We start from the raw sequence: 21,969 nt of genomic DNA, 5'->3' as shown, positions 1-21,969 counted from the left end.
TCAGGCCAGATCGGAGCGGGTGGGCGGGTCGGCACCGGCCCGCTGGCAGGTGATCGCCGAGATCCGGACGGCGTGCTCGAGCATCGCCGTCAGGTCCTTCAGGTCCAGCGCCTGCAACGCCGCGCGGTGTTCGCCGCCGAGCAGGTTCGCCTCGGCCAGGTAGTCCAGCAGGCCCGACATGAACGAGTCACCGGCGCCCACGGTGTCCACCACGGTGATCGGAACCGGGGAGACATCGGCCTGACCGGCCCGGCACACGCCCAGGGCACCGGCCCCACCGCGGGTGAGGATCACCACGGCCGGCCCCAGCTGCAGCCACCGCTCGACCACCTCGGCCGGATCCTCGCCGGGCGAGAGCCACTCCAGATCCTCGTCGCTGACCTTGACCAGGTCGCAGTGCGTCACGAACCGCTCGACGCGCTCGCGGGCGGCTGCCGGATCGCCCATCAGCTTGGGCCGCGCATTGGGGTCGTAGGTGATCGTCATCGACCCGGCGGCCTCGGCGACCAGGTCGTACACCGCGTCGCCGCCCGGCTGCAGGAAGGCGGCGATCGAGCCGGTGTGCAGGGCACGAGCAGGCAGGCCGCCGCGCCCGAGCTGGGCCAGCGAGTGGGCCTCGTCCGGCAACCGCCAGTCGATCTCGAACTCGTAGGTCGCGACACCGGCGGCGTCCAGCGTGGCGGTCGCGGTCGAGGTGGGCGCCGCGCTCTGGGACGCCGCAACGATCTGAACCGCCGAGGCCTCGAGCCGCGCCCGGATGGAGGCGCCGCGGGCGTCGTCCCCGAAGCGGGTCAGCAGCGAGACCCGCCGGCCGAGCCTCCCCAGCCCCAGCGCGACGTTGGCCGGACTGCCACCCGGGTGCTCGTCCGTGCTGCCGTCCAGTCGGCGCACGATGTCGACCAGGGCCTCACCCACCACCAGCACGTCGTCCATGACGTGGGATGGTAGTGCTCGTGCCCATCGATCAGCCTGCCGCAGCTGCAGATTCGCCGCCCAGGTCGGCCACCGAGGCCACCGGGGCCACGGAGGCCACGGAGACGGCCGAGATGGCCGAGCCGGCCGAGTTGCCGCCGCCGCGCCCGCGCCGGCGCACCACGGCCTCGGCCATGCTGCTCGCCACGCTGGCCATCCTCGGCCTGGTGATCATCTGGGTGCTGCTCATCCCTCGGCCGACATCGGTGCAGCGGCCGGCGATCGACCTGGTTCCGCCCGCGCGCGGCGCGAGCACCGAGCTGGGGTTCACCGTCGAGACCGTGGTGCCGCCCGGTTGGACCGTGAGCAGTGCCGACGTCCGGCGCGACACCGGCGGCCTGTCGACCTGGACCGTCAACTACCTGACCGACGCCGGACGCTACGTCGGCCTGATGCAGGCCCCGGGGTGGAACCAGCGGTGGCAGAGCTCCCTCACCCAGGGCGGGACGCCGTCCGGTGAGCTGGTTGCCGCGGGCCGCACCTGGCAGGTCCTGGTCAAGCCCGAGAAGGAGGTGACCTCGTTGCTCCTGCGCGAGCCGAAGCGCACCACGTTGATCCTGGCCAAGGTCGGCGGCACCGGGGACGCCAAGGTCCTGGCCGATCGGCTGAAACTCGGCTCGTGACCCGGCGCGACCGGCAGTGGCTCGCCCTCGTGGCAGTCGCCGCCTTCCTGATCGACGTCACCTACTCCTGGGCGCGGCACGCCCGGTACCTGACGACCGGGTTCGACCTGGGCATCTTCGACCAGGCGGTGCGGGCCTACGCGCGGTTCGAGGCCCCCGTCGTGCCGTTGAAGGCGCCGGGGTATCACCTGCTCGGGGACCACTTCCACCCGATCATCGCGCTGTGGGCGCCGCTGTACTGGGTCTGGGACGACCCGCGGATGTTGCTCGCTGCCCAGGCGGCGCTGATCGCGGTGTCGGTGGTGCCGGTGGCCGCCTTCACGGCACGACGGCTCGGATCGCGGCCGGCGGTGGTGGTGGCCGGCCTCTACGTGGTGAGTTGGCCGCTGCAGCGCATGGTGCAGTTCGATGTTCACGAGATCGCCTTCGCGGTGCCGCTGTTGGCGCTGGTGATCGATGCGGTCGATCGACGGGCCCGTCGGACGACGCTGCTGGCCTGCCTGGGGTTGCTCGCCACCCGGGAGGACATGGGCACCGTCGTCCTGCTGGTCGGGGTGTTGGTCGCCGTGCACGCCGTGCGCTGGGGGCGTGGCGCTGAGGGTGCGTGGCGGCTGCGGCCGGAGCGCGCCGATCTGGTCTGGGGCGGCGCCCTGATGGTGCTGGGCGTGGCCGGCTACGAACTGGCCACCGCGGTGGTGATCCCGCACTTCGCCGGGGGCGTCGGCTTCGTCTACTGGACCTTCCCGGCGCTCGGCCCGGACCCGGCCAGCGCGCTGCGGTTCGTGCTGACCCACCCCTGGTCGGTCCTGGTGATGATGGTGACGCCCTGGAAGAAGGCGCACACCCTGCTGATGCTGGGCATGCCGGTGCTCTACGCGTGCCTGGGCTCGCGCTACGTGCTGCTCACCCTGCCGCTGCTGGCGCAGCGGATGCTGAACGAGCGAGACCTGTTGTGGACGACCAACTTCCACTATTCCTCGGTGCTCGCGCCGATCATGTTCCTGGCCGCGGTGGACGCCGTGGCCGGTCTCGCTCGCCGGCTGGAGGGTCGCCCGGCGCGGTGGGCGCGCGTCGTCCGGGCCCGGCTGGTGGGTGGCTGGCTGGCCGGGTGCACCGCCGTGCTGGTGGTGGGAATGCTGGTTCAGGCCGGTGACTACCCGCTCGGTCGCCTTGCCACCCAACGCTTCTGGGCACGCGACCTGCGGGTTCGGGCGATCGACGAGGTGCTGCCGCTGATCCCGGACGGCGTCTGCGTCGAGGCCGACAACACGATGGCGCCGCAGCTGACCGGACGCGACTACGTCACCCGGGTGGGTCGCTCGAACAACCTGGCGACCTGGATGGTGCTCGACTTCAGCCGGCCGGACACCGGCTGGCAGGGGGTGCCCCCGGCGCAGGCCTACGCCGAGGCCCTGCGGCGCGGATTCACCGCCTACGAGCAGCGCAACGTCATCGTGCTGTTGCGGCGCCAGGGGGCGATGGTCGACCCCGTGTGCCGAGTGGACTGAGACCGACCGCGACGTCCGGTATCTATCCGGCTGTTGGCGCCTCTACGTCCCAGAGTGGTTTCACCAGTCCGGGTGGCCACCTACTCGGGAGGTCGAGATGCCATACCCCGTTGTCGGCAGCAGATGCCTGTTCGTCCCGCCGTACGTGCAGAAAGAGGTCGCCCAGAACACCTCTGGGCCTGCCGCCGAACGCGAGCAACAGTCCTTGGCGGACGCCGCGCGCAAGCGTCGCGCCGGTGCGTTGCAGGCGGCGGCGGCCGATGGCGCGGGCCACGCCGGGGTGCTGGCGCTGGCGCCCAAGCCCACCGGCACCTCGCGGCGCGAGGTCTACGACAGCCAGAACACCACGGATCAGCGCAAGGTGCTGGTGCGGGCCGAGGGAGAGCCCGAGACCGACGACGCCGACACGCTGAGCGCCTACGACTGCGCCGGTACGGTGCGTTCCTTCTTCCACACCGCCCTGGGCCGGGAGTCGATCGACAACCGCAGCATGGACCTGGTTCTCAACGTGCACTTCGGGTCCCAGTTCAACAACGCCTTCTGGGACGGCGACGAGATGACCTTCGGTGACGGGGACGGCGTCATCTTCAGCGGGTTCGCCCGCTCGCTCGACGTCGTGGCCCACGAACTGGCCCACGGGGTCACCCAGTTCACCTCCGGCCTGATCTACCAGGGCGAGTCCGGTGCGCTGAACGAGCACTTCAGTGATGTCTTCGGCACCGCCATCACGCAGTGGGCCGCGGGGGAGAAGCCCCACGACGCGGACTGGCTGATCGGTGACGAGATCATGGGGCCGGAGCTCTACGGCGAGGCGCTGCGGTCGATGGCCCACCCGGGGACGGCCTATGACAACCCGATCCTGGGCAAGGACCCGCAGCCGGCGCACTACGCCGACCGCTTCACCGGCAGCGCCGACAATGGTGGCGTGCACATCAACTCCGGCATCGCCAACCGGGCGTTCTACCTGGTGGCCACCGAACTCGGTGACACCATGGAGGCGACCCGGATCTGGTACCACGCGCTGCAGAAGTTGCCCCAGAACGCGACCTTCGCGCAGGGTGCGGCCCAGGTGGCCGAGTCGGCGCGGATCCTGGTCAAGGCCGGGAGGGTCACGAAGGGAGCGACCCAGGTGGTGCGAGGGGCGTGGCGCGCGGTGGGTGTGGGGTGACCTGCACCGGATGAGAACCGCGCAGCGCGTACTGGTGATCGCCGCGGCCACCGTGTGTGTGGGTGGCTGCGGCGGTGCCGCTGCGCCCGCGACGGTACCGTCCACCGGGGTGAGCGTTTCGGTGTCCGTCGCTTCGGGGCCGGTCCGGACCTCCACCCCGACCCCGACATCGATCCTGCCGCCCAGTGCCGCTCGGCCGACGACAGCGGGTGACTCTCACGAGACGGAGCACAACGTGATCACGTTCAAGGTCGAGGGCGGGTTCAGTGGTCAGCTGCGCGAGCTGACGATCGAGCCGGACGGCGCGGCGTCCGCGACCGTGAGCGGCCGGCGGAGCGTGGGGCGGGTCGAGGCCGAGCAACTGGCAGCGATTCGCCGGGCTCTCGAGGGATCGGGTCTGTTCGGTGGCGATCACACCTATCCGCCCGGTGCGGGGGCCGACCTGCAGATCTACACCATCGGGTATCAGGGCGCGACGGTGGTCGCCTACGACACCACCGTGCCGGCGTCCCTGACCGAGGCGATCACGGCGTTGCAGCAGGTGTTGCGCCAGGTTCAGAGCTGAGCGTCAGATCTCGTCGGGGCACGTCAGGTCTCGTCGAGGTCGCCCGGCCGGACGGCGTCGAGTCGGGCGCGGGCGCCGTCCAGCCACTGCTCGCACCGGGTGGCCAGGGCCTCGCCGCGTTCCCACAGCGCGAGGGACTCCTCGAGGCTGGCGCCGCCGTTCTCGAGTCGGCGCACGATGTCGACCAGGGCGTCGCGGGCCTGTTCGTAGCCCAGGTCGGCGACGTCGGCGTTCGGGTCGGATGCCGCGCTGCTCGGCGAGGGTGCTGTCTTCTTGGCGGCCACGGCGCCACTGTACGGAATGGTGCGGCACGGAATGGTGCGGCACGGAATGGTGCGGCACGGAAAGGGCCGGCACGGAAAGGGTCGGCGCGGATCGATCAGCCGGGCGGTGTCTCGGTGATGGTCTCGGTGATGGTCCCGGTGAGGGTCGCGGTGACCTGGGCGTCGAGCCGGCCCTCGGCGAGGCGGATCCGTACCGCGTCGCCCGCGCTGAGTTCGTGCGCCCCGCGGACCACGGCGCCGTCGGTGCGTTGCACCACGGCGTAGCCGCGGGCGAGGGTGGCCGCCGGTGAGAGCGCGGCGACCCGTGAACGCAGGTGGGTGACGTCGTCCGCGCCTCGATCGAGCCGGGTCGCGAGGGCACTGCGGGCGCGCCGGCGGGCGGTGTCGATCTCGGCGGCGTGCGGGGCGATCAGTCGTGTGGGGTCGGCCAGCACCGGTCGGCGGCGGAGGTCGGCGATCAGGTGGTGTTCGCGCTCGATGCGGGCCGAGACCGCGGCGCGGGCGCGGGCGCGGGCGGCGGCGATGCCGGCGCGTTCTTCGGCGACGTCCGGGACGACGCGGCGCGCGGCGTCGGTGGGGGTGGAGGCGCGCACGTCGGCGACCAGGTCGAGCAACGGGGAGTCGACCTCGTGGCCGATGGCGCTGACCACCGGGGTGCGGCAGTCGGCCACGGCGCGCAGCAGGGTCTCGTTGCTGAACGGCAGCAGGTCCTCGAGCGAGCCGCCGCCGCGGGCGATCACGATCACCTCGACGGTGGGTTCGGCGTCCAGGGCGGCCAGGGCCGTGAGCACGTCGGGGACGGCGTTGGGTCCCTGGACGGCGACCGCGCGGATGTCGAAGCCGACCTCGGGCCAGCGACGGCGGGCGTTGTCGACGACGTCCTTCTCCGCGGCGCTGGCCCGGCCGCAGATCAGGCCGATGGTGTGCGGCAGGAAGGGCAGGGGGCGCTTGCGGTCGGCGGCGAACAAGCCCTCGGCGGTGAGCATGCGGCGCAAGTGCTCGATGCGGGCGAGCAGTTCGCCGACGCCGACCGGGCGCAGGTCGTCGGCGGCCAGGCTGAGCGAGCCGCGTCGGGGGAAGAGTTGCGGCCGGGCGTGCAGCACGACGTGGCTGCCGTCGTGCAGCGGGGTGGGCAACGCGTCGAGGACGCGGGCGGCCAGGGTGACCGAGAACGAGAGGTCGACGTCGGTGTCGCGCAGGGTGAGGTAGACGGTGCCCTGACCCGGGCGGCGGGTGAGCTGCACCACCTGGCCCTCGAGCCAGACCGCGGGTGCCTTGGCGAGGTACTCGGTGAGTTTGGAGGTCAGCAGGCGCACCGGCCAGGGTTTGTCGGGGGTGGTGGCGCCCGCCGTGGTGGGGATGTCCCGTGGACTCACCGGGCCAACACTACGCAGGCCTGCCTACGATGACCGGCGTGAGCGAGACAGGACAGGTCGAGACGGAACAGGTCGAGACAGCACGACGGGTATTGCTGGCTGCGCCGCGGGGCTACTGCGCCGGGGTCGACCGGGCCGTGGAGGCGGTGGAGAAGGCCCTCGACCTGTACGGCGCGCCCGTGTACGTGCGCAAGCAGATCGTGCACAACCGGCACGTGGTGGCCACGCTCGAGCAGCGCGGTGCGGTGTTCGTCGACGAGACCGACGCCGTGCCCGAGGGAGCGCTGGTGGTGTTCTCGGCGCACGGGGTGGCGCCGGTGGTGCACCAGCAGGCCGCGGAGCGGGGGTTGCGGACCATCGATGCGACGTGTCCGCTGGTGACCAAGGTGCACAAGGAGGCGATCCGGTTCGCGCGGGAGGACTACGACATCCTGCTGGTCGGGCACACCGGTCACGAGGAGGTCGAGGGCACCGCGGGCGAGGCGCCGCAGCACATCCAAGTGGTCAACGGCCCGGACGACGTCGCGTCGGTGACGGTGCGCGACCCCGCCAGGGTGGTGTGGCTGAGCCAGACCACGCTGTCGGTGGACGAGACGATGGAGACGGTGCGCCGGCTGCGCGAGCGGTTCCCGCAGCTGGCCGACCCACCGAGTGACGACATTTGCTATGCGACGCAGAACCGTCAGGTGGCGGTGAAGAAGATCGCCCCGGAGTGCGACCTGGTGATCGTGGTCGGGTCGAGCAACTCGTCGAACTCGGTGCGCCTGGTCGAGGTGGCGCTGGAGCACGGTGCGCGCGCGGCGCACCGGGTCGACTGGGCCGCCGAACTCGACGAGGCCTGGCTGTCGGACGACGTGACCGCTGTGGGGCTGACGTCGGGAGCGTCGGTACCCGAGGTGCTGGTTCAGGGCGTGTTGGACTGGCTGGCCGAGCGAGGTTACGGCGAGGTGCAGGAGGTCCGGACCGCCGAGGAGGACCTGCTGTTCTCCCTGCCCCACGAACTGCGCCGAGACCTCAAGCGCTCCGCCCCGTAATCCCCACCCGTAACCCCACCCCAACCTGCTCATGCTCCGCGGGTGACTGCTCATGCTCCCCCGAGGCCCTCTCAGGGCGTTCTCAGCGGAGCATGAACCCCTCACCTGGGGAGCATGAGCGGGGCTCGAGGGCGCGTCGAGGTTGGCTGGGGGAGTGCCCGGCCAGCTGCTCACGCTGCACCGAGTTCTCCGCGCGCAGTGCCTCGACCTCGCCGCGTAACGCGTCGACCTCGGCGCTGAGCCGAGCCACCTCAGCGTCCGCGTCGTGCAACAGGTCGGGCCTGAACATGCACCGCTTCTACTGGAACACCCGTTCGAACGCCATTGGGTAAGACGTCGAATTCGTCTACCCCACAATGGTTTTCACGCCAACCCAAGCACATGGTGGGGTGGCGTAGAGGGTGGGGGTGGGTGGGGTGTCGCGGGCTGGCTGGGCCTGGCGGGAGCGCGAGCCTGCGAGCGCGGATGGATCGCCGCGCGCGACAACCCCACCCACCCCCACCCGGAACCACGAACAAACCAAGCGTTACAACGCCTTCACCAACACATGCGAATTCCGCCGCGCGTCATAGGCCGCCTGCCGAGTCCCCGGCAGATCCTCCGGCCCACCCGCGACGAACCCGTGCTCGACGAACCAGTGCGTCGTCCGGGTGGTCAGCACGAACAACCGCGAGATTCCTCGCCGCCGGGCGGTCACCTCGGCTCGCAACAGCAGGCTGCGGGCGCGATGCCCACCGCGGTACTGCGGATGCACTGCGACACAGGCGAATTCGGCGGCATCGTCGTCCGGGTACTCGATCAGGGCGTGGCAGGCGATCACGGTGCCGTCGCGCACCAGCACCGAGAAGGTGTCGATGTCGAGTTCGAGTTGTTCGCGCGATCGCGGCACCAGGATGCCCGCCGACTCCAGCGGTTTGATCAGGGCTTGGATGCCGGCGACGTCCTCGATGGTGGCCTGCCGGGTGGCCTCGTAGTCGGTGTCGGCGTAGAGCATCAGCCCGGCGCCGTCCCGGGTGTAGAGCTCGCGCAACAATGCGCCGTCCGTGCCGGCACCGACCAGGTGGACGCGCTTGACGCCCGAGCGTCCGGCGGCCAGCCCGGCCCGCACGCAATTGCGGTCCTCGGCGGAGAGCTGGTCCATCACCGGCCGGCCGGCCAGGGAACGCTCGGCCTCACCGAGCAGCAGGTGCCCGGCGTCGCCGGCCGAGGAGGCGATGGCCCAGGTGGACGGATCGGACTCGAGCACGAACACCAATTTGTCGGCACCCAGCCCGATCGCCACCGCCTCGGCCACGTCGGCATTGCGCAGGTTGAACGCCTCGCCGGTCGGGCTGTACCCCACGGGGGAGAGCAGGGCGATCCGTTCGGCGGCCAACACCTCACGAATGGCCTCGATGTCGACCCGCCGCACCTGACCGGTGAGCAGATGGTCGACGCCGTCGCGCACGCCGACCGGGCGGGCGGTCACCCAGGTGCCGCCGACGACCTTGATCCGGGCACCACCCATGGGTGTGTTGGCCAGGCTGCTCGACAGCGCGGCCTCGATGTCCATTCGGAGTGCCCCGACGGCGGCCTTGACCGCGGTCATCGCGGCGTCATCGGTGATCCGCAGGTCGCCGGCATAGGTCGGTGTCAGGCTGCGGATCGCCAACTCGCTGTCGATCTGAGGCCGAGCGCCGTGCACCAGGACGAGCTTGACGCCCAGGCTCGACAGCAGGGCAATGTCACTCAGCAGCTCGTCGAAGTTCGCCCGGGCACAGGTCTCACCGGGGAAGGCGATGACGAAGGTGCGTCCGTGATGGGCGTGCACATAGGGGGCGGCCCCGCGCAGCGCTGCCACGAACTCCTCGCCGCTCTGCTTCGCCACGGGGGCGACAGGCGTCTCGTGCATCGGGACGTCAGGCGGCACTGCGACGGGCTGTTCCACGACGCGCGAGTCTAACCAGCGGCGTCGTCGAGCAGCTCCGGGGCTGTCAACGGGCGCCGCGTCACCAGCAGCGGGGTCGGACTGGGCAGCACGTCGTCGGTGAGCTCGAGGTCGTTGAGCCGCCGAGCGCTGACCAGCACGCGCCGCTCGAGGGTGCCGACCAGACCGTTGTAGTCCTCAACGGCCCGTTCGAGGGAGCGGCCGAGCCGGGTGGTGTGACCGGCCAGGGTGCCCAGGCGGGCGTAGAGCTCACGGCCCACGGTGAACACCTCGCGGGCCGAGCCGCTGAGCGCCTCGGTCTGCCAGGTCAGGGCCACGGTGCGCAACAGGGCCAGCAGGGTGGTCGGTGTGGCCAGGACGACCCGGCGAGCCATGGCGTGCTCCAGCAGGGCGGGGTCGGCCGAGCACGCCTCGGCCAGGAACGCCTCACCGGGGACGAAACAAATCACCAGTTCAGGGCAAGGGTCGAAGGCACGCCAGTACTCCTTGGCTGCCAGCGCCTCGACATGGGCTCGCAAGGCCCTCGCGTGGGCGGTCGCGGCCTGCGCGCGGCGCGCGGCGCCGTCCGGATGATCGAGTGGGGCCTCGCTGGCCTCCAGGAACGCGGCCAGTGGCGCCTTGGCGTCCACCACCACGTTCTTGCCGCCCGGCAGGTGCACCACCAGGTCGGGCCGCACGCTGCCGCCGTTCGGGGACATAACGTGCGCCTGCGGTGTGAAGTCGACCCGCGCCAGCATGCCGGCGTGCTCGACGACCCGGCGCAGCTGCACCTCACCCCACACTCCCCGCGAGGTCGGCGAGCGCAGCGCCCCGGCCAGGGCCGTGGTCTGGGTGCGCACCAGGGCGAGTTGTTCGCTCAGCGTCGACATCTGGGCGATGCGGTCACGCTCCAACGCCTGCACCTGCTGTTCGACCCGGCCGAGGCTGCCGGCCAGAGGCGCCAGGGTGGCGGCCAGTTCACGGTCCTGGGAGGCGGCGCCCTCGAGGTCGGTGATGCGTTCGCGCAGTAGTTCGCTCTCGCCGAGTGCGCGGGCCAGACGCTCGCGGTGCAGCGGCACGGCGAGCAGCCAGGTCAGGACGGCGCCACCGAGCAGGCCGGCGAGCAGCGCGAGCATGGTCGTTGCGGTCATGGGCGCAGCGTGCCACCGACCACCGACAACACCCGGGCTGCGTCTTGGCCGGCGACGAACGTGCCCAGTGCACGGCGGCGTGGTCGCGCCGGCGCCGCCGAACGACAGCGTGCACGGATTGCATGATCACCGAGGATTTGTGCACGGATTGCATGATCACCGAGAGGGGGTGGGGGTGAGGGTCAGCAGGGACCGCAGCACCAGCAGCACGATCGGTACCAGCAAGCCGATGGCGCCCAGCGACAACACGCTGTAGCCCGCGGCGTCCAGTACCGGGCCGGCGAGCGCACCGGCCGCGGCGGCGGTCATGCCCATCACCAGGTCACCGACGCCCTGCACCCGGGTGCGCACGTCGTCCGGCACGCTGCCCGACAGCAGCGACGACCCGGCCACCATGCAAGCCGACCAGCCCAGCCCCAGCAGGCTCAGCGCCAACCCCACCTGGACGTGCTGGTGTTCGCCCGAGGCCGCAGCACTGAACAGTGACGCCAGCAGGATGCCCACGCCGAGCAGGATGGTGCGCTGCGAACCCCAGCGGTCGGTCAACACACCCATGACCGGGCTCAGGGCGTACATGCCGGCGATGTGCACACTGATCACCACGCCGATGATCTGCAGCGTGGCGCCGCCGTGGCCGAGGTGCACCGGGGTCATCACCATCACGCCCACCATCGCGGCGTGGGCCCCGGCCATCGCGGTCAGCCCGGCGATCGCTGCCGGGCGCGTCCGCACCGCGCGCCAGGCATCGGACATCGTCACGGTCGAGTTCTTGTGGCTCAACGGGATCCGTCCGCCGGGCAGGACGGCGGTGAGCATGCCGGCCAGGCCGAACGCGATGAGCGAGAACAGGAACGGCCCGGCGAGCGCCGGGATGCCGACCGCGGTCCCCACCCGGCCCCCGACGCCGGAGAAGTTCGGGGCCAGCACCGACCCGATGGTGGTCGCCCAGACGACGAGTGACAGCGTCCGACCACGGTGCAGCACATCGACGCCGTCGATCGCGGCGTAGCGTGCCTGCAGTCCGACCGCGGTGCCGGCGCCGAACATCGCCATGGCGAGCAGCAGCAGGGGGAACAGGCCCAGCACCGCGGCCGCGATCACCCCGACCCCGCCGGTCAGGGCGATCAGGTACCCCAGGGTCAGTGACGCCGATCGACCGCGCCGTTCGGCCAGATGAGCCAGCGGGACGGCGAGCAGCGCGCCGCCCAGCACCGACGCGGTTTGCGCCAGCCCGGCCAACGAGGCCGATCCCGACAGCTTCTCGGCGAGCAGGCCACCGACGGCGATGCCGCTGGCGACACCGATGCCACCGAGCACCTGTCCGGCGACGAGCAGGGGCAGACGACGAAGGGTCACAACCCCTGAGTCTGCGTCATGGACCGCCCTGATGATGGACGGATCATCCGATGACCAACGGATACCTCACCCGAGCGCGCGCGCCGCCATGCAGGTCTTGGCCGTGCCCGAGGTGGGCAGTACCTGGTGCAACGGGGCGTAAGCCGGTCCCGTGGGCGGCGTCCGGGTTCCGGTCTTCAGGGTCAGCCGGTACAGGCCGGGTGGCACCCGGGTGCCGTCGGCTCGCCGTCCGCGCCAGGTCGTGACGATCTTGTCCGAGGTGACGCCGCCGACCTGGGTGATGCGCTTGCCGGTGCAGGCGTCGGTGACCGTGAGCTGCCAGGTCTGACGGCGCGAGGGTCCGGCGGTGAGCACCACGCTGGTGTGACCGACCTTGCTGCGGGTGCTCGAGATCGTCGGCCAGCTGAGGGTGACCTTGGGCGCGGCGAGAACGTAGCCGGGGCAGGAGACGTTCCAGTCGACGGGCTGGGGCGTGTTGACCCACCACTGCACCAGGTGGACCGGGCCGCCGTTGCGTCCGGTGGCGGCACATCCCTGTTCGGCCACGGCCTGGCCACGGGTGCCGACGGTGGCCCAGAACGGTAGGTCCGGGCGCTGCCAGTTGTCCGTGATCGTCGCCCAGCCGTCGGGGTTGCTGTAGAAGCCGGTCGGGATCTTGGTCTTGGCGAACGCCGCGAGCATGCCCTCGAGGACGGCGCGGTTGTAGATCGCGGCCGTGGGGTTACCGGGCAGCGCCACCCAGGGCTGACCCTTGTGCTCGACGTCGATCCACACTCGCGGGGGGTTCAGGCCGATCCGGTGCAGCGTGTTCACCGCGTGGGCCGCCTCGGCGTAGCCGACATTGCGGATCTTGCCGAGGTAGGTGCTCGACGGGAACGGGCCGGTCGTGCCGTAGCGGGCGATCTGGGCTCGCGTGGGATAGCTGGCGAAGGCGTAGGCGTGGAACGGCCGGTAGTTGTCCCGCACCCAGCGGGCCTGCTCGACCAGGCACGGGTTCACGGTGAAGGCGCTGCCGTGGGTCAACCCGAGGACGACGAAGCCGGTGGTCGTGGCCGGCATCGGGTTGCCGTAGCCGCCCTGCTCGATCGTGCACTGCGGCCAGGAGATGTCGTTGCCCACCTGTGTGGCGGCGTGCGCCGGTGCGGCGGTCACGACGGTGGCGGCGGTAGCTGTGAAGGCTGCCGCCACGACCAGCGTGACGACTTCGATCAGGCGCGACAGGCGCCGTCCGGGAGCGTGGCCGGGGCTGCTGATGCGGTTCATGCGACGAAGTCCCCCCCTCGTTCCGGTCAGCGGAGACCGGTGGCGCCCACGCTAACGGAACACGTCCAGCTCGGGTCGCAGGTTGACGCCGGTAGACTCTCGTCCTCGTGGCCCTCACCATCGGCATCGTCGGACTGCCCAACGTCGGCAAGTCCACCCTGTTCAACGCGCTGACCAAGGCGGACGTCCTCGCGGCGAACTATCCGTTCGCGACCATCGAGCCCAATGTCGGCGTGGTCGCGCTGCCCGACGAACGCCTCGGCGTCCTGGCCGGGATCTTCGGCAGTGAGCGCCTGGTGCCGGCAACGGTGTCGTTCGTCGACATCGCGGGCATCGTCAAGGGCGCCAGCGAGGGCGAAGGGCTGGGCAACAAGTTCCTGGCCAACATCCGCGAGGCCGACGCGATCTGCCAGGTGGTGCGGGCGTTCGCGGACGACGACGTGGTGCACGTCGCGGGTCGGGTCGACCCCGCCGACGACATCGAGGTGGTGCACACCGAGCTGATCCTGGCCGACCTGCAGACGCTCGAGAAGGCGATCCCGCGGATCGAGAAGGAGGTCAAGGGCAAGAAGACCGACCGTGCTGTGCTGGATGCGGCCCTCGCTGCGGTGGAGAAGCTGAACGCCGGAACGCCCTTGTACGCAACGGATCTCGATCTCGGGCCGATCCGCGAGCTGTCGCTGATGACGGCCAAGCCGTTCCTGTACGTGTTCAACGTCGACGAGTCCGGCCTGAGCGATACCGCGCTGCAGGACACGATGCGCGCGCTGGTCGCGCCGTCCGACGCGATCTTCCTGGACGCCAAGCTGGAGTCGGAGCTGGTCGAGCTCGAACCCGACGAGGCGGCCGAGTTGCTGGCCAGCGTCGGGCAGGACGTCTCGGGTCTGGACCAGTTGGCGCGCATCGGGTTTCACACTCTCGGCCTGCAGACCTACCTCACCGCCGGCCCGAAGGAATCGCGCGCCTGGACGATCCACCAGGGCTGGACGGCGCCCCAGGCCGCCGGGGTCATCCACACCGACTTCCAGCGCGGGTTCATCAAGGCCGAGGTGGTCGGCTTCGCCGACCTGGTGGACGCCGGGTCGATGGCCGAGGCGAAGTCGCGCGGCAAGGTGCGCATCGAGGGCAAGGACTATGTGATGGTGGACGGCGACGTGGTCGAGTTCCGGTTCAACGTGTAGCCCGCTCGGCTCGAGGCCCGTCGTCCTGGTCCGTGCGCAGGCGGGCGTGCAGGTGCATGTCGTGCCAACCGTCGGTGTGGAGAGCGGCCCCTCGCAGTGTGCCCTCGGCCGTGAAGCCGGCGGCGGTGGCTACTCGGCAGGACAGGGTGTTCTCGACCGAGTGCCTCAGCTCGATTCGCTGCAGGCCGATCTGGTCGAACGCCCAGGTGCTGAGTGTGGTCACCGCCGCGCTCGCCACGCCTCGGCCCGGGCACTCGCGAGCACCCAATAGGCGACCTCCGCGACGCCGTCCGCGAGGTGCAGTTCGCGGAAGCCGACGCGGCCGAGGACTCGACGTTCGCGATCGGTCACTGCCCAGGATGCGCCGGTCTCGGTTTCCCACGCCTCGCGCCATCGGCGAATGGTCGCTGCTGCCTCGTCGACGTCCAGCGACCGACAGTGCCACCGTTGAATCGCCGGGTCGCTGTATCGTCCAGCCGGCAGCCGTTCGCTGGTGATGCTCGGTCGACAAGGGAACCTAATCCTGCCTAGAATTCTGGTCATGGAAACAACTTCCTTGGCTGATGCCAAGGCTCGACTGAGCGAACTTGTCGCCACGGTTGCCGGGACCTGGGAGCGCATCGTGATCACCAAGAATGGGCGCCCGGCGGCGGTGCTCATGTCCGTGGAGGACCTCGAGGCGCTCGTCGAGACTCTGGAGGTCCTCTCGGATCCCGAGGCCATGGCGGCCATTCGGGCCAGCGAACGGCCCGACGCCGAGTGGACGACGGGCGAGGAGATGGCGTCGATCATGGCCAAGCGCTCCGGCCGGGGAGCGGCGTGACCTATGCGCTGCGGCTGAGTCCCTCCGCACGGCGGAGCCTGGAACGGGACCTGCCCGAGGCGGTTGCCGCCGCGGTGTGGGAGTTCGTGAGTGGCGACCTCTTGGCCAATCCACATCGGGTGGGAAAGGCATTGCGGTTCGACCTCGAGGGCTACTTCAGCGCGCGACGCGGGATGTATCGGGTCATCTACCGCATCCTCGACGAGGAGGTCATCGTCGAGGTCATCAAGATCTCCCATCGTGCGGATGCCTACATATGACCCACTGACTCACCATGCGTAGCCTTCGACCATGGCGAGCATCGGCGACCTGCCCGACGACGTGGAGTTCGTCCGGGTCACACCGACCTTCGACGAGCACACGGTCCCGGCGGGGCTGCTGGCGGCACATCAGGTTGCGGCCGGCGTGTGGGGGCGGCTCGTCGTCCATGCGGGCGCCGTCCGGTTCGTGTTCGAGGATGACGGCGAGGCGCACGACCTGGTGGCCGGCGCGACCGTCGCCATCCCGCCGCAACGTCGGCATCACCTCGAGCTGACCGGTCCGGTCCGCCTGGCGGTGGAATTCCATCGCGCCCAACGCTGACCAGCCGGGTAGCGTCCTGGCGTGGACGAGGGCGCCGAGACGTACCCCCAGCTGCTGCAAACCGTGCTCGACTGCACGGACCCCCGGCAGCTGGCGGAGTTCTACCGCGAACTGCTCGGGCTGGTCTATCGCGCGGGGGACGAGCCCGCGGCGTTCGGGCCCGGCGACCCCGCCCCGGACTGGCTGGTCCTGCTCACGCGGACCGGGCAGCGGAGTCTCGCCTTTCAACAGGTGGATCGGCTCGAGCGGACGACCTGGCCCGCGCCCGACGTGCCGCAACAGCTCCACCTGGATCTGACCGTGCCCAGCCGGGAGGATCTCGATGTCCAGCACGAGCGGGCACTCGGGTTCGGTGCGCGGTTGGTGCTCGATCGCTCGGACGATCCGCAGGAGCCACTGCGCGTCTACGCCGACCCGGCGGGGCACACGTTCTGTCTGTTCGTCGCCTGACGACGACGCGCGTCGAGAACCAGGGGCCAGACCTCGACCGGGCCTCAGCTCTCCTCGCGCCCGGCCCGGCGTTCCCCCCGCCACGTGATGATCGTCATCGCGGCAGCGCCGACCAGCATCAGTGCGCTGCCCGCTCGGGCCACGGTGACGACCTCGGGCTGGAACTCGGCAAGGACCTGCCACATGATCCCCACTCCGGCCAGGGACCAGGCCTGATTCAGCCCGCGATCCCGCGATCCCGCGCGGGCCGCCGGGAGTGCCCGGATGGCTGCGAACATGGCCGCGACCGACAATGCGCCCAAGATCACCACTGCGAACATGTCCGTCGCCCTCCGTACGTGATCATTGTGCTCGGGAACTCTAGCCAAACCGGTGCGTCGGGCGAGAAAGCACCGTTTCGGCGTGCAGAACGGTGCTTCTTCGACCACTCGACCTGATCACGATGGGTCTACCCTGACCTGGCGCGGCACACCCTCTCGTGGAGGACTGGACATGGCAGAGCAGGTCAAGGGACCGCGCTCGTACTTCCCGTCGATCGAGAAGAAGTACGGCCAACCGATCACGCACTGGATGAGCCAGCTGGACGCCGTCCGGGGGGCCAAGCACCTGGAGCAGGTGACGTTCCTGAAGGAGCAACACGGCCTCGGGCACGGCCACGCGAACGCGCTGGTCGCCGTCTACCGCAGCGAGAACGGGCTCTGATCCGAGAGAAGCCGGACGCCGATTCTGTGCGGTCGAACTGACGACATGGCACGAGTCGACCACACACAATCGTGGCTGCCTGGATGTGCGAGGCAGGATCAGGCGGGGGTGGCCACGTAGGCGATGTGCATGCCGTAGAAGCATGCGATCGCCGTGACGGCGTACGTGGCGGCGATCGCCTGGCGGGCGGCGATCGGCACCTGGAGGTACTCGTCGGGGACGCCGGCGCGGCGCGCCTTGCGCCGTCGCCAGAGTTCCACGCCACCCAGGATCAGCACCAGGAACAGGATCGGCGAGGGACGCCACAGCAACAGCGCGACGGCCAGACCCACCCCGACCCACCACAGGGCGGGGTGCAGCGCTCCGGCGACGTGCCCGCCGTCCAACGGCAGCATGGGAATCAGGTTGAACACGTTGAGCAGGAACGCGGTATAGGCCAGCGCGCGCAGCAACAGTGAGTCGGTGAAGTCGGCCGCGTAGAGCACCAGGTAGGCCGACGCTGCCCCGGCGATGGGTCCGGCGAGGGCCGACCAGGCCTGCTCCGCCACCGATCCGTGTTCGCCCTTGGCCTCGGTGTACGCCCCGAGCAGCGGGATGAACATCAGACCGGTGACCTGCTTGCCCTGGGCCTTGAACGCCACCACGTGGCCGAGTTCGTGCACGAACATCAGCAACACGAAGCCGAGTGCGAATCGCCAGCCCCAGAAGATCGCGTAGACCCCGACCGAGACGAACAACGACAGCACCGTCTTGAGCTTGGCCAGCAGGGCCAGCCCTTTGCCGACAGCGAAGATCTTGGCGAACAGGCCCGCCTTGCTCGCCAGGGCGGCACCGGCGACGCCGGCGGTGGCGATGCGTCCGGCGCGCTTGCGACCCGCCCCGGGCGTGGCAGGCGGCGCGGCCGGAGGTTCACTCCAGGTGTTGGGCGGCTCGTGGGGCGAGGCCGGATAGGGGGAATGCCCGGGTTCCGGGGGTTGATCCTCGGCAGAGCTCACCAGGCCATGGTGCCAGTTGGCGGTCGTCCGTCCCACCGCCGTCGGAGCGATCTCGACCCGGCGTGTGCATCTTCATCGAATCTTCGGCGAAACCCCGACGAATCCATCGGAGGGTGCGTCGACGGTGGGATCCGTACGCGCCGATCCACCCTGCCCACCAAGGAGTGACAGTCTGTGTCCAGCACCGAACGACCCCTCGCCCTGGCCGCGGTCGCCCTGGCCGCCGTCCTCGTCGTGGGTGCCTGCGGCACGACCACGGACGCCGCGACGCCTCACGGCGGGATGTCCGGCCAGTCGAGCTCGATGCCGGGTGGTTCCCCGACGGACTCTGCGGCTCGCGCCGGCGACGTGATGTTCGCGCAGATGATGATCCCCCACCACCAGCAGGCCGTCGAGATGGCCGATCTCGCGCTGATGAATGCCTCCGCCTCCGCGAGCCTCGAGGGATTGGCGCAGCAGATCAAGGCAGCACAGGGCCCGGAGATCACCATGATGAACGAGTGGTTGGGGGAGTGGGGAGCCCCGACCTCGGCCCCCATGGACCACGGAACCAGCGGCATGATGTCCGACGAAGCCATGGCCTCACTGAAGGCGGCCCAGGGCGCTCAGTTCCATCGCGCCTGGCTCGAGATGATGATCGAGCACCATCAGGGCGCCGTGACGATGGCTCGTGACGTCCTCTCCTCCACCGAAGACGCCGAGGTCGAGCGTCTGGCGCAGGCGATCATCGCCGGGCAGCAGAAGGAGATCACCCAGATGCAGGGCATGTTCGGATGAGTACGGCGGAGGCCGCCCAGCGTCAGAACTCGATCGGGGCGTAATGCTCGACGGTCGGGAACGGGTCGTAGAAGTGGTGCAACAGCTCTCGCCACTGCTGGTAATTCGGCGACTGCCGAAAGCCCACCTCGTGGGCCTCGACGCTGTCCCACTCGACCAGCAGCAGGTAGTGCGACGGTGACTCGATGCCACGCAGGACACGGATGTCCATGAACCCGGGCATATCGGCGACCAGCGGGCGGGCCTGGCGTATCGCCGCCTCGAAATCCGCCTCCCGACCGGGCCGGATGGGCAGAATGGCTTGCTCGAGGATCATGCGGTGACCCTAGTGCGGTGCGGTTGTTAGCGTTCCGCCATGTCCGAGCCCACGCCGGGGAGCGCGCGATCGCGCCACCCCATCCCGGCGCTGCCCGAGTGGGCCTCCCGGCTGCGCGAGCTGGGGTGGGTGAGCGAGCTGTTCGTGGCCGGGTCGGCGGCCACCGGCGACTACCGGGCGGGCGTCAGCGACCTCGACCTGGTGGCGTTGGTCGACGGTGTGATGGACGGCGATCGACTGCGGGCACTGACGAACCTGCACCGGGAGTTCGAGGTCGCGGCCGGCCCCGGGGTGAACCTCGGCTGTGCCTACGTGGCTGCGGCCCGGCTCGCCGAGAGCGACGCGCCCCACCCCACCTGGACGCACGGCGAGCTGATCCACCGTCCACTCTCGCGGCTCACCCGAGCCGAGCTCGTCTGGTTCGGATACTCGATGTTCGGCCGGCCGCCGCAGCACGTGCTGCCGGCGATGTCGCAGGACGACGTGCGCGGTGCAGTCCGGGCCGAGCTCGCCGGCTACTGGGCGTGGGCCGCGCGGCGTCCCTGGATGTGGCTGGATCCCGTCATCGCCGACTTGGGGCTGACAGCGATGGCGCGCGCCCGGCACACCTTGGCGACGGGCGAGCTGCTCACCAAGTCGGCGGCCATCGAGCAGGCGGCGGCACCCGACTGGCTGATCGCCCAGCTGCGGTCCCGCCGCGGCGGGCAGGACGTGGTCTCGCCGCGGTGGCAGACGGCACGGATCGCCTGGCGCGATGCCCGCCGCACGGTTCCCCCCCCCGGGGGGGGGGGGGGGGCGCCCGCCCGGGGGCCCCCCCCCCCCCCCCCCGGGGGGGGCGCGGGGGGCGCCCCCCCCCGCCCCCCCCGGTGGCCCTGCGCGAGGCCCGCCGCACCCAGGGCGAAACCGGGTGACACCTGGCGACCGACCGGCCAGGCTGAGGTGATGAGCGAGCCGGCAACGATCGTCGACGCGCTGCACCCTGTGCTGGACGATCTCGAGAGATGTCACCCGGGGCTGATTCGGGTCGAGGTGGCCGATCCCGAGGACGACATGGCCGCCTGGTTCTGGGCATCCGACGGGACGGGCGCCGGCATCTGGCGGCGTCCCTTCGCCTCGTGGGCCGAGGCCGTGGTGACGGTGGCCGACCAGTTGCAGGAGGTGGTCGTCGAGTCGCTGCCGGGCATCGGACGGCGTGCCTGCTGGCCGATCTGCCCGCAGCACCCCCGCACTCATCCGCTGACCGCCAGCGGCGAGGAAGATCGCGCGGTCTGGCGCTGTCCGGTCACCGGCGACATCGCCGACGAGATCGGGTCGCTGACGCCCATGCCCGGTGAGGCTCACCCGGTTCAGTAGCCCGGCTCGGTCACCCGGTTCAGTGACCGGTTTCGCTGACTGCTCAGTGCGCGACGGCCCCGTCTCGCGTCACCACGGGGGGCAGCGTCGACCAGGGGAACTCGATCCAGGCATCGGTGCGCTTCCAGGAGTAGTCGGGTTTGACCGACGAGGCGGGCTTCTCGTAGATCACGGCGATCCGCGAGTCGGCCACGTGCTCGCGGCAGAACTCGTGCACCAGTTCGAGGGTGCGCCCGGTGTCGGCGACGTCGTCCGCGATGAGCACCTTCAAACCGGACAGGTCCACCGCGGCCGGGGTCGGCGGCAGCATGATCGGCACGTCCAGGCGCTCGTCGACACCGGTGTAGAACTCGACGTTGATCACAGACAGGTTCTTCACCGACAAGGCGTAGCCCAGCCCCATGCCGAGCCCCAGCCCGCCGCGGGCGATGGACAGGATCAGGTCGGGCTCGTAGCCGTCGTCCGCCACAGCCTGGGCCAGTTCGCGGCAGGCGGTGCCGAAGGTCTCGTAGGTCAGGATCTCGCGCGCGCTCGTCACCAGACCATCCTCCCCGCTGCGACCCCCCGGCGGGAAACCCTCGCCTGACCTCGGGGACGTGATGTTCGTCGGTCAGGTCGAGGCCGGTGTCCGCGCGAATGCCGGATCAGTGCGGTCACTTCCGACCGATGACATCGATGTCATTCACCGGAAGTGACCGCAGATAGGTCAGAACTGACCGCACGGGGCCAGAACTGACCGCACGGGCTCAGAAGTGACCGCACGAGGCCGGAAGTGACCGCACGAGGCGGGTGGCGTCAGCGATGCCCGCAGAGTTGGGCCATGCGCAACTCCAGGGCGGCGACGTAGGCATCGCGCTGCTTGGCCGAGACGGCTGAGTTCTTGCCGCCTTCGGCGCACACCGGCAGGACGTCGACCGACAGCTTGGCCGCCCCCGCCAAGGCACGCAGTTCGTCGAGCTTGACCGCGAACGGCGTGCCGGCGCCGGGGGAGTAGGAGCGCACCACCGACTCGATCTCGTCCGGGTACAGGTCGACCTTGGTCACCGCGATCACCAACCAGGTCGGCTTGTCGCGGCGCACTGCCATCGAGGCGATGCGGTGGGCGGTGATGGTCCAGTCGTCCAGCTCTCGTGCCAGCTGCAGTTCGCGATCGACCGGTGCCGAGCCGCTGATGCCGGCTGCGCGCCGTCCGGTGGCGTAGCCGTTGGCGACGACGTGCAGGACGCCGTCCACCGCCTCGTCGTGGAAGACCTGGTCGAGCGCGCCCAGGCGCGTCGCGGCGTTCTCGCCGGGCACCACCCGGAACCGGAACCCGCGCAACGACCCGGTGGTGCGGGTGCGCTTCTCGAGGACGGCCGAGCCGACGTCCGCTTGGCCGTTCTCGGCCGCCTTGCGGCTGATCCGGTCGGCCAGCGCGGTCTTGCCGACGCCGGTCATGCCGGTGACCGCCACGGTGGGGTAGCGGGTGCGCAGCAGGTGGCGGGCACGCTGCCCGCCGGTGGCCAGCGCCCCGACCGCGGTGGCGATCGCAGCGCCCCCCTCGCGTCCCGAGGTCGCGACCAGCCGACCCAGGTGGGCGCTTCG

25 protein-coding genes and 2 pseudogenes are annotated in these 21,969 nt (G+C 70.5%); 13 read left to right on the top strand and 14 right to left on the bottom strand.

Going from position 1 to position 21,969, the window contains the following annotated elements:
* Positions 1–933 (bottom strand): carbohydrate kinase, encoded by a 933-nt coding sequence (locus IPK24_25085; GenBank protein MBK8078727.1) that lies wholly within the window; start codon positions 931–933, stop codon positions 1–3.
* Positions 934–953: 20 nt separating this feature from the next.
* Here IPK24_25085 and IPK24_25080 point away from each other — a divergent pair, with 20 nt between their 5' ends.
* From IPK24_25080 to IPK24_25065, 4 genes are all read left to right on the top strand, one after another.
* Positions 954–1,595 carry a DUF4245 domain-containing protein gene (locus IPK24_25080; GenBank protein MBK8078726.1) on the top strand — a complete coding sequence of 214 codons (642 nt, stop codon included), beginning with the start codon at positions 954–956 and terminating at the stop codon, positions 1,593–1,595.
* Positions 1,592–3,103 carry a DUF2079 domain-containing protein gene (locus IPK24_25075; GenBank protein ID MBK8078725.1) on the top strand — a complete coding sequence of 504 codons (1,512 nt, stop codon included), beginning with the start codon at positions 1,592–1,594 and terminating at the stop codon, positions 3,101–3,103. The genes IPK24_25080 and IPK24_25075 overlap by 4 nt, the downstream gene beginning before the upstream one ends.
* A gap of 97 nt (positions 3,104–3,200) precedes the next feature.
* Positions 3,201–4,271 carry a peptidase M4 family protein gene (locus tag IPK24_25070; GenBank protein ID MBK8078724.1) on the top strand — a complete coding sequence of 357 codons (1,071 nt, stop codon included), beginning with the start codon at positions 3,201–3,203 and terminating at the stop codon, positions 4,269–4,271.
* Between the two features lie 10 nt (positions 4,272–4,281).
* Positions 4,282–4,836 (top strand): hypothetical protein, encoded by a 555-nt coding sequence (locus IPK24_25065; protein MBK8078723.1) that lies wholly within the window; start codon positions 4,282–4,284, stop codon positions 4,834–4,836.
* A gap of 23 nt (positions 4,837–4,859) precedes the next feature.
* Here the strand turns inward: IPK24_25065 and IPK24_25060 are convergent, their stop codons facing one another.
* Both IPK24_25060 and IPK24_25055 read right to left on the bottom strand, forming a co-directional pair.
* Positions 4,860–5,120: an exodeoxyribonuclease VII small subunit gene (locus tag IPK24_25060; protein ID MBK8078722.1), complete on the bottom strand. Its 261-nt coding sequence runs from the start codon at positions 5,118–5,120 to the stop codon at positions 4,860–4,862.
* Positions 5,121–5,215: 95 nt separating this feature from the next.
* Positions 5,216–6,496 (bottom strand): exodeoxyribonuclease VII large subunit, encoded by a 1,281-nt coding sequence (locus IPK24_25055; protein ID MBK8078721.1) that lies wholly within the window; start codon positions 6,494–6,496, stop codon positions 5,216–5,218.
* 29 nt (positions 6,497–6,525) lie between these two features.
* On the opposite strand from IPK24_25055, the gene IPK24_25050 reads away from it, so the two are divergent.
* Positions 6,526–7,530 carry a 4-hydroxy-3-methylbut-2-enyl diphosphate reductase gene (locus tag IPK24_25050; GenBank protein ID MBK8078720.1) on the top strand — a complete coding sequence of 335 codons (1,005 nt, stop codon included), beginning with the start codon at positions 6,526–6,528 and terminating at the stop codon, positions 7,528–7,530.
* A gap of 82 nt (positions 7,531–7,612) precedes the next feature.
* Here the strand turns inward: IPK24_25050 and IPK24_25045 are convergent, their stop codons facing one another.
* The 5 genes from IPK24_25045 to IPK24_25025 form a co-directional block, all read right to left on the bottom strand.
* Entirely contained in the window at positions 7,613–7,819 is a 207-nt protein-coding gene (locus IPK24_25045) for a hypothetical protein (protein MBK8078719.1), read from the bottom strand.
* Between the two features lie 237 nt (positions 7,820–8,056).
* Positions 8,057–9,421: an amino-acid N-acetyltransferase gene (argA, locus tag IPK24_25040; GenBank protein MBK8078718.1), complete on the bottom strand. Its 1,365-nt coding sequence runs from the start codon at positions 9,419–9,421 to the stop codon at positions 8,057–8,059.
* Positions 9,422–9,468: 47 nt separating this feature from the next.
* Positions 9,469–10,587 (bottom strand): DNA recombination protein RmuC, encoded by a 1,119-nt coding sequence (locus tag IPK24_25035; GenBank protein MBK8078717.1) that lies wholly within the window; start codon positions 10,585–10,587, stop codon positions 9,469–9,471.
* 156 nt (positions 10,588–10,743) lie between these two features.
* Positions 10,744–11,979: an MFS transporter gene (locus IPK24_25030; protein ID MBK8078716.1), complete on the bottom strand. Its 1,236-nt coding sequence runs from the start codon at positions 11,977–11,979 to the stop codon at positions 10,744–10,746.
* A gap of 30 nt (positions 11,980–12,009) precedes the next feature.
* Positions 12,010–13,206 carry a hypothetical protein gene (locus tag IPK24_25025; protein MBK8078715.1) on the bottom strand — a complete coding sequence of 399 codons (1,197 nt, stop codon included), beginning with the start codon at positions 13,204–13,206 and terminating at the stop codon, positions 12,010–12,012.
* A gap of 107 nt (positions 13,207–13,313) precedes the next feature.
* On the opposite strand from IPK24_25025, the gene ychF reads away from it, so the two are divergent.
* Positions 13,314–14,387, top strand: coding sequence for a redox-regulated ATPase YchF (ychF, locus tag IPK24_25020; GenBank protein MBK8078714.1), 1,074 nt, complete (start codon positions 13,314–13,316; stop codon positions 14,385–14,387).
* Here the strand turns inward: ychF and IPK24_25015 are convergent.
* Positions 14,377–14,930 (bottom strand): annotated as a pseudogene (locus IPK24_25015) (GNAT family N-acetyltransferase). The gene ychF and the pseudogene IPK24_25015 sit on opposite strands and share 11 nt — an antisense overlap.
* On the opposite strand from IPK24_25015, the gene IPK24_25010 reads away from it, so the two are divergent.
* The 4 genes from IPK24_25010 to IPK24_24995 are packed head-to-tail and all read left to right on the top strand — an operon-like array spanning position 14,929 to position 16,242.
* Complete coding sequence (locus tag IPK24_25010; GenBank protein MBK8078713.1) at positions 14,929–15,210, top strand: type II toxin-antitoxin system Phd/YefM family antitoxin; 282 nt, start codon at positions 14,929–14,931, stop codon at positions 15,208–15,210. The pseudogene IPK24_25015 and the gene IPK24_25010 overlap by 2 nt on opposite strands.
* Entirely contained in the window at positions 15,207–15,470 is a 264-nt protein-coding gene (locus IPK24_25005) for a type II toxin-antitoxin system RelE/ParE family toxin (protein MBK8078712.1), read from the top strand. Before IPK24_25010 ends, IPK24_25005 begins: the two co-directional genes overlap by 4 nt.
* A 31-nt stretch (positions 15,471–15,501) precedes the next feature.
* A complete protein-coding gene (locus IPK24_25000; GenBank protein ID MBK8078711.1) occupies positions 15,502–15,792 on the top strand; it encodes a DUF1971 domain-containing protein in 291 nt (96 codons plus the stop codon).
* Positions 15,793–15,813: 21 nt separating this feature from the next.
* Positions 15,814–16,242: a VOC family protein gene (locus IPK24_24995; protein ID MBK8078710.1), complete on the top strand. Its 429-nt coding sequence runs from the start codon at positions 15,814–15,816 to the stop codon at positions 16,240–16,242.
* Positions 16,243–16,286: 44 nt separating this feature from the next.
* Here the strand turns inward: IPK24_24995 and IPK24_24990 are convergent, their stop codons facing one another.
* Positions 16,287–16,562, bottom strand: coding sequence for a hypothetical protein (locus IPK24_24990; GenBank protein MBK8078709.1), 276 nt, complete (start codon positions 16,560–16,562; stop codon positions 16,287–16,289).
* Positions 16,563–16,734: 172 nt separating this feature from the next.
* On the opposite strand from IPK24_24990, the gene IPK24_24985 reads away from it, so the two are divergent.
* Entirely contained in the window at positions 16,735–16,944 is a 210-nt protein-coding gene (locus tag IPK24_24985; GenBank protein MBK8078708.1) for a DUF4287 domain-containing protein, read from the top strand.
* Between the two features lie 98 nt (positions 16,945–17,042).
* Here the strand turns inward: IPK24_24985 and IPK24_24980 are convergent, their stop codons facing one another.
* Positions 17,043–17,939: a hypothetical protein gene (locus IPK24_24980; protein MBK8078707.1), complete on the bottom strand. Its 897-nt coding sequence runs from the start codon at positions 17,937–17,939 to the stop codon at positions 17,043–17,045.
* Between the two features lie 282 nt (positions 17,940–18,221).
* Here IPK24_24980 and IPK24_24975 point away from each other — a divergent pair, with 282 nt between their 5' ends.
* Positions 18,222–18,716 carry a DUF305 domain-containing protein gene (locus IPK24_24975; GenBank protein ID MBK8078706.1) on the top strand — a complete coding sequence of 165 codons (495 nt, stop codon included), beginning with the start codon at positions 18,222–18,224 and terminating at the stop codon, positions 18,714–18,716.
* Positions 18,717–18,738: 22 nt separating this feature from the next.
* On the opposite strand, the gene IPK24_24970 is transcribed toward IPK24_24975, so the two are convergent.
* A complete protein-coding gene (locus IPK24_24970) occupies positions 18,739–19,032 on the bottom strand; it encodes an antibiotic biosynthesis monooxygenase (protein MBK8078705.1) in 294 nt (97 codons plus the stop codon).
* A gap of 39 nt (positions 19,033–19,071) precedes the next feature.
* On the opposite strand from IPK24_24970, the pseudogene IPK24_24965 reads away from it, so the two are divergent.
* Positions 19,072–19,803, top strand: a pseudogene (locus tag IPK24_24965) (nucleotidyltransferase domain-containing protein).
* A 625-nt stretch (positions 19,804–20,428) separates the two neighbouring features.
* Here IPK24_24965 and IPK24_24960 read toward each other — a convergent pair.
* Both IPK24_24960 and IPK24_24955 read right to left on the bottom strand, forming a co-directional pair.
* On the bottom strand, positions 20,429–20,923 hold the full coding sequence (locus tag IPK24_24960) for a phosphoribosyltransferase (GenBank protein ID MBK8078704.1): 495 nt from the start codon (positions 20,921–20,923) through the stop codon (positions 20,429–20,431).
* Positions 20,924–21,180: 257 nt separating this feature from the next.
* Complete coding sequence (locus IPK24_24955; GenBank protein MBK8078703.1) at positions 21,181–21,957, bottom strand: hypothetical protein; 777 nt, start codon at positions 21,955–21,957, stop codon at positions 21,181–21,183.
* Positions 21,958–21,969: the final 12 nt, after the last annotated feature.

The organism is Kineosporiaceae bacterium, assembly GCA_016713225.1.
In the GTDB taxonomy this organism is placed as follows: domain Bacteria; phylum Actinomycetota; class Actinomycetes; order Actinomycetales; family Kineosporiaceae; genus JADJPO01.
The sequence above is the reverse complement of the archived record's forward strand: the minus strand, read 5'-3'. Positions and strand labels throughout refer to the sequence as shown.

Coding starts and splice junctions, on each gene's coding strand:
- IPK24_24990 (MBK8078709.1), bottom strand. CDS start 16,562: ATGTTCGCAGTGGTGATCTTGGGCGCATTGTCGGTCGCGGCCATGTTC.
- IPK24_24970 (MBK8078705.1), bottom strand. CDS start 19,032: ATGATCCTCGAGCAAGCCATTCTGCCCATCCGGCCCGGTCGGGAGGCG.
- IPK24_25065 (MBK8078723.1), top strand. CDS start 4,282: ATGAGAACCGCGCAGCGCGTACTGGTGATCGCCGCGGCCACCGTGTGT.
- IPK24_25000 (MBK8078711.1), top strand. CDS start 15,502: ATGGCGAGCATCGGCGACCTGCCCGACGACGTGGAGTTCGTCCGGGTC.
- IPK24_25035 (MBK8078717.1), bottom strand. CDS start 10,587: ATGACCGCAACGACCATGCTCGCGCTGCTCGCCGGCCTGCTCGGTGGC.
- argA (MBK8078718.1), bottom strand. CDS start 9,421: ATGCACGAGACGCCTGTCGCCCCCGTGGCGAAGCAGAGCGGCGAGGAG.
- IPK24_25010 (MBK8078713.1), top strand. CDS start 14,929: ATGGAAACAACTTCCTTGGCTGATGCCAAGGCTCGACTGAGCGAACTT.
- IPK24_25070 (MBK8078724.1), top strand. CDS start 3,201: ATGCCATACCCCGTTGTCGGCAGCAGATGCCTGTTCGTCCCGCCGTAC.
- IPK24_25050 (MBK8078720.1), top strand. CDS start 6,526: ATGACCGGCGTGAGCGAGACAGGACAGGTCGAGACGGAACAGGTCGAG.
- IPK24_24985 (MBK8078708.1), top strand. CDS start 16,735: ATGGCAGAGCAGGTCAAGGGACCGCGCTCGTACTTCCCGTCGATCGAG.
- IPK24_25045 (MBK8078719.1), bottom strand. CDS start 7,819: ATGTTCAGGCCCGACCTGTTGCACGACGCGGACGCTGAGGTGGCTCGG.
- IPK24_25085 (MBK8078727.1), bottom strand. CDS start 933: ATGGACGACGTGCTGGTGGTGGGTGAGGCCCTGGTCGACATCGTGCGC.
- IPK24_24975 (MBK8078706.1), top strand. CDS start 18,222: ATGTCCGGCCAGTCGAGCTCGATGCCGGGTGGTTCCCCGACGGACTCT.
- IPK24_25025 (MBK8078715.1), bottom strand. CDS start 13,206: ATGAACCGCATCAGCAGCCCCGGCCACGCTCCCGGACGGCGCCTGTCG.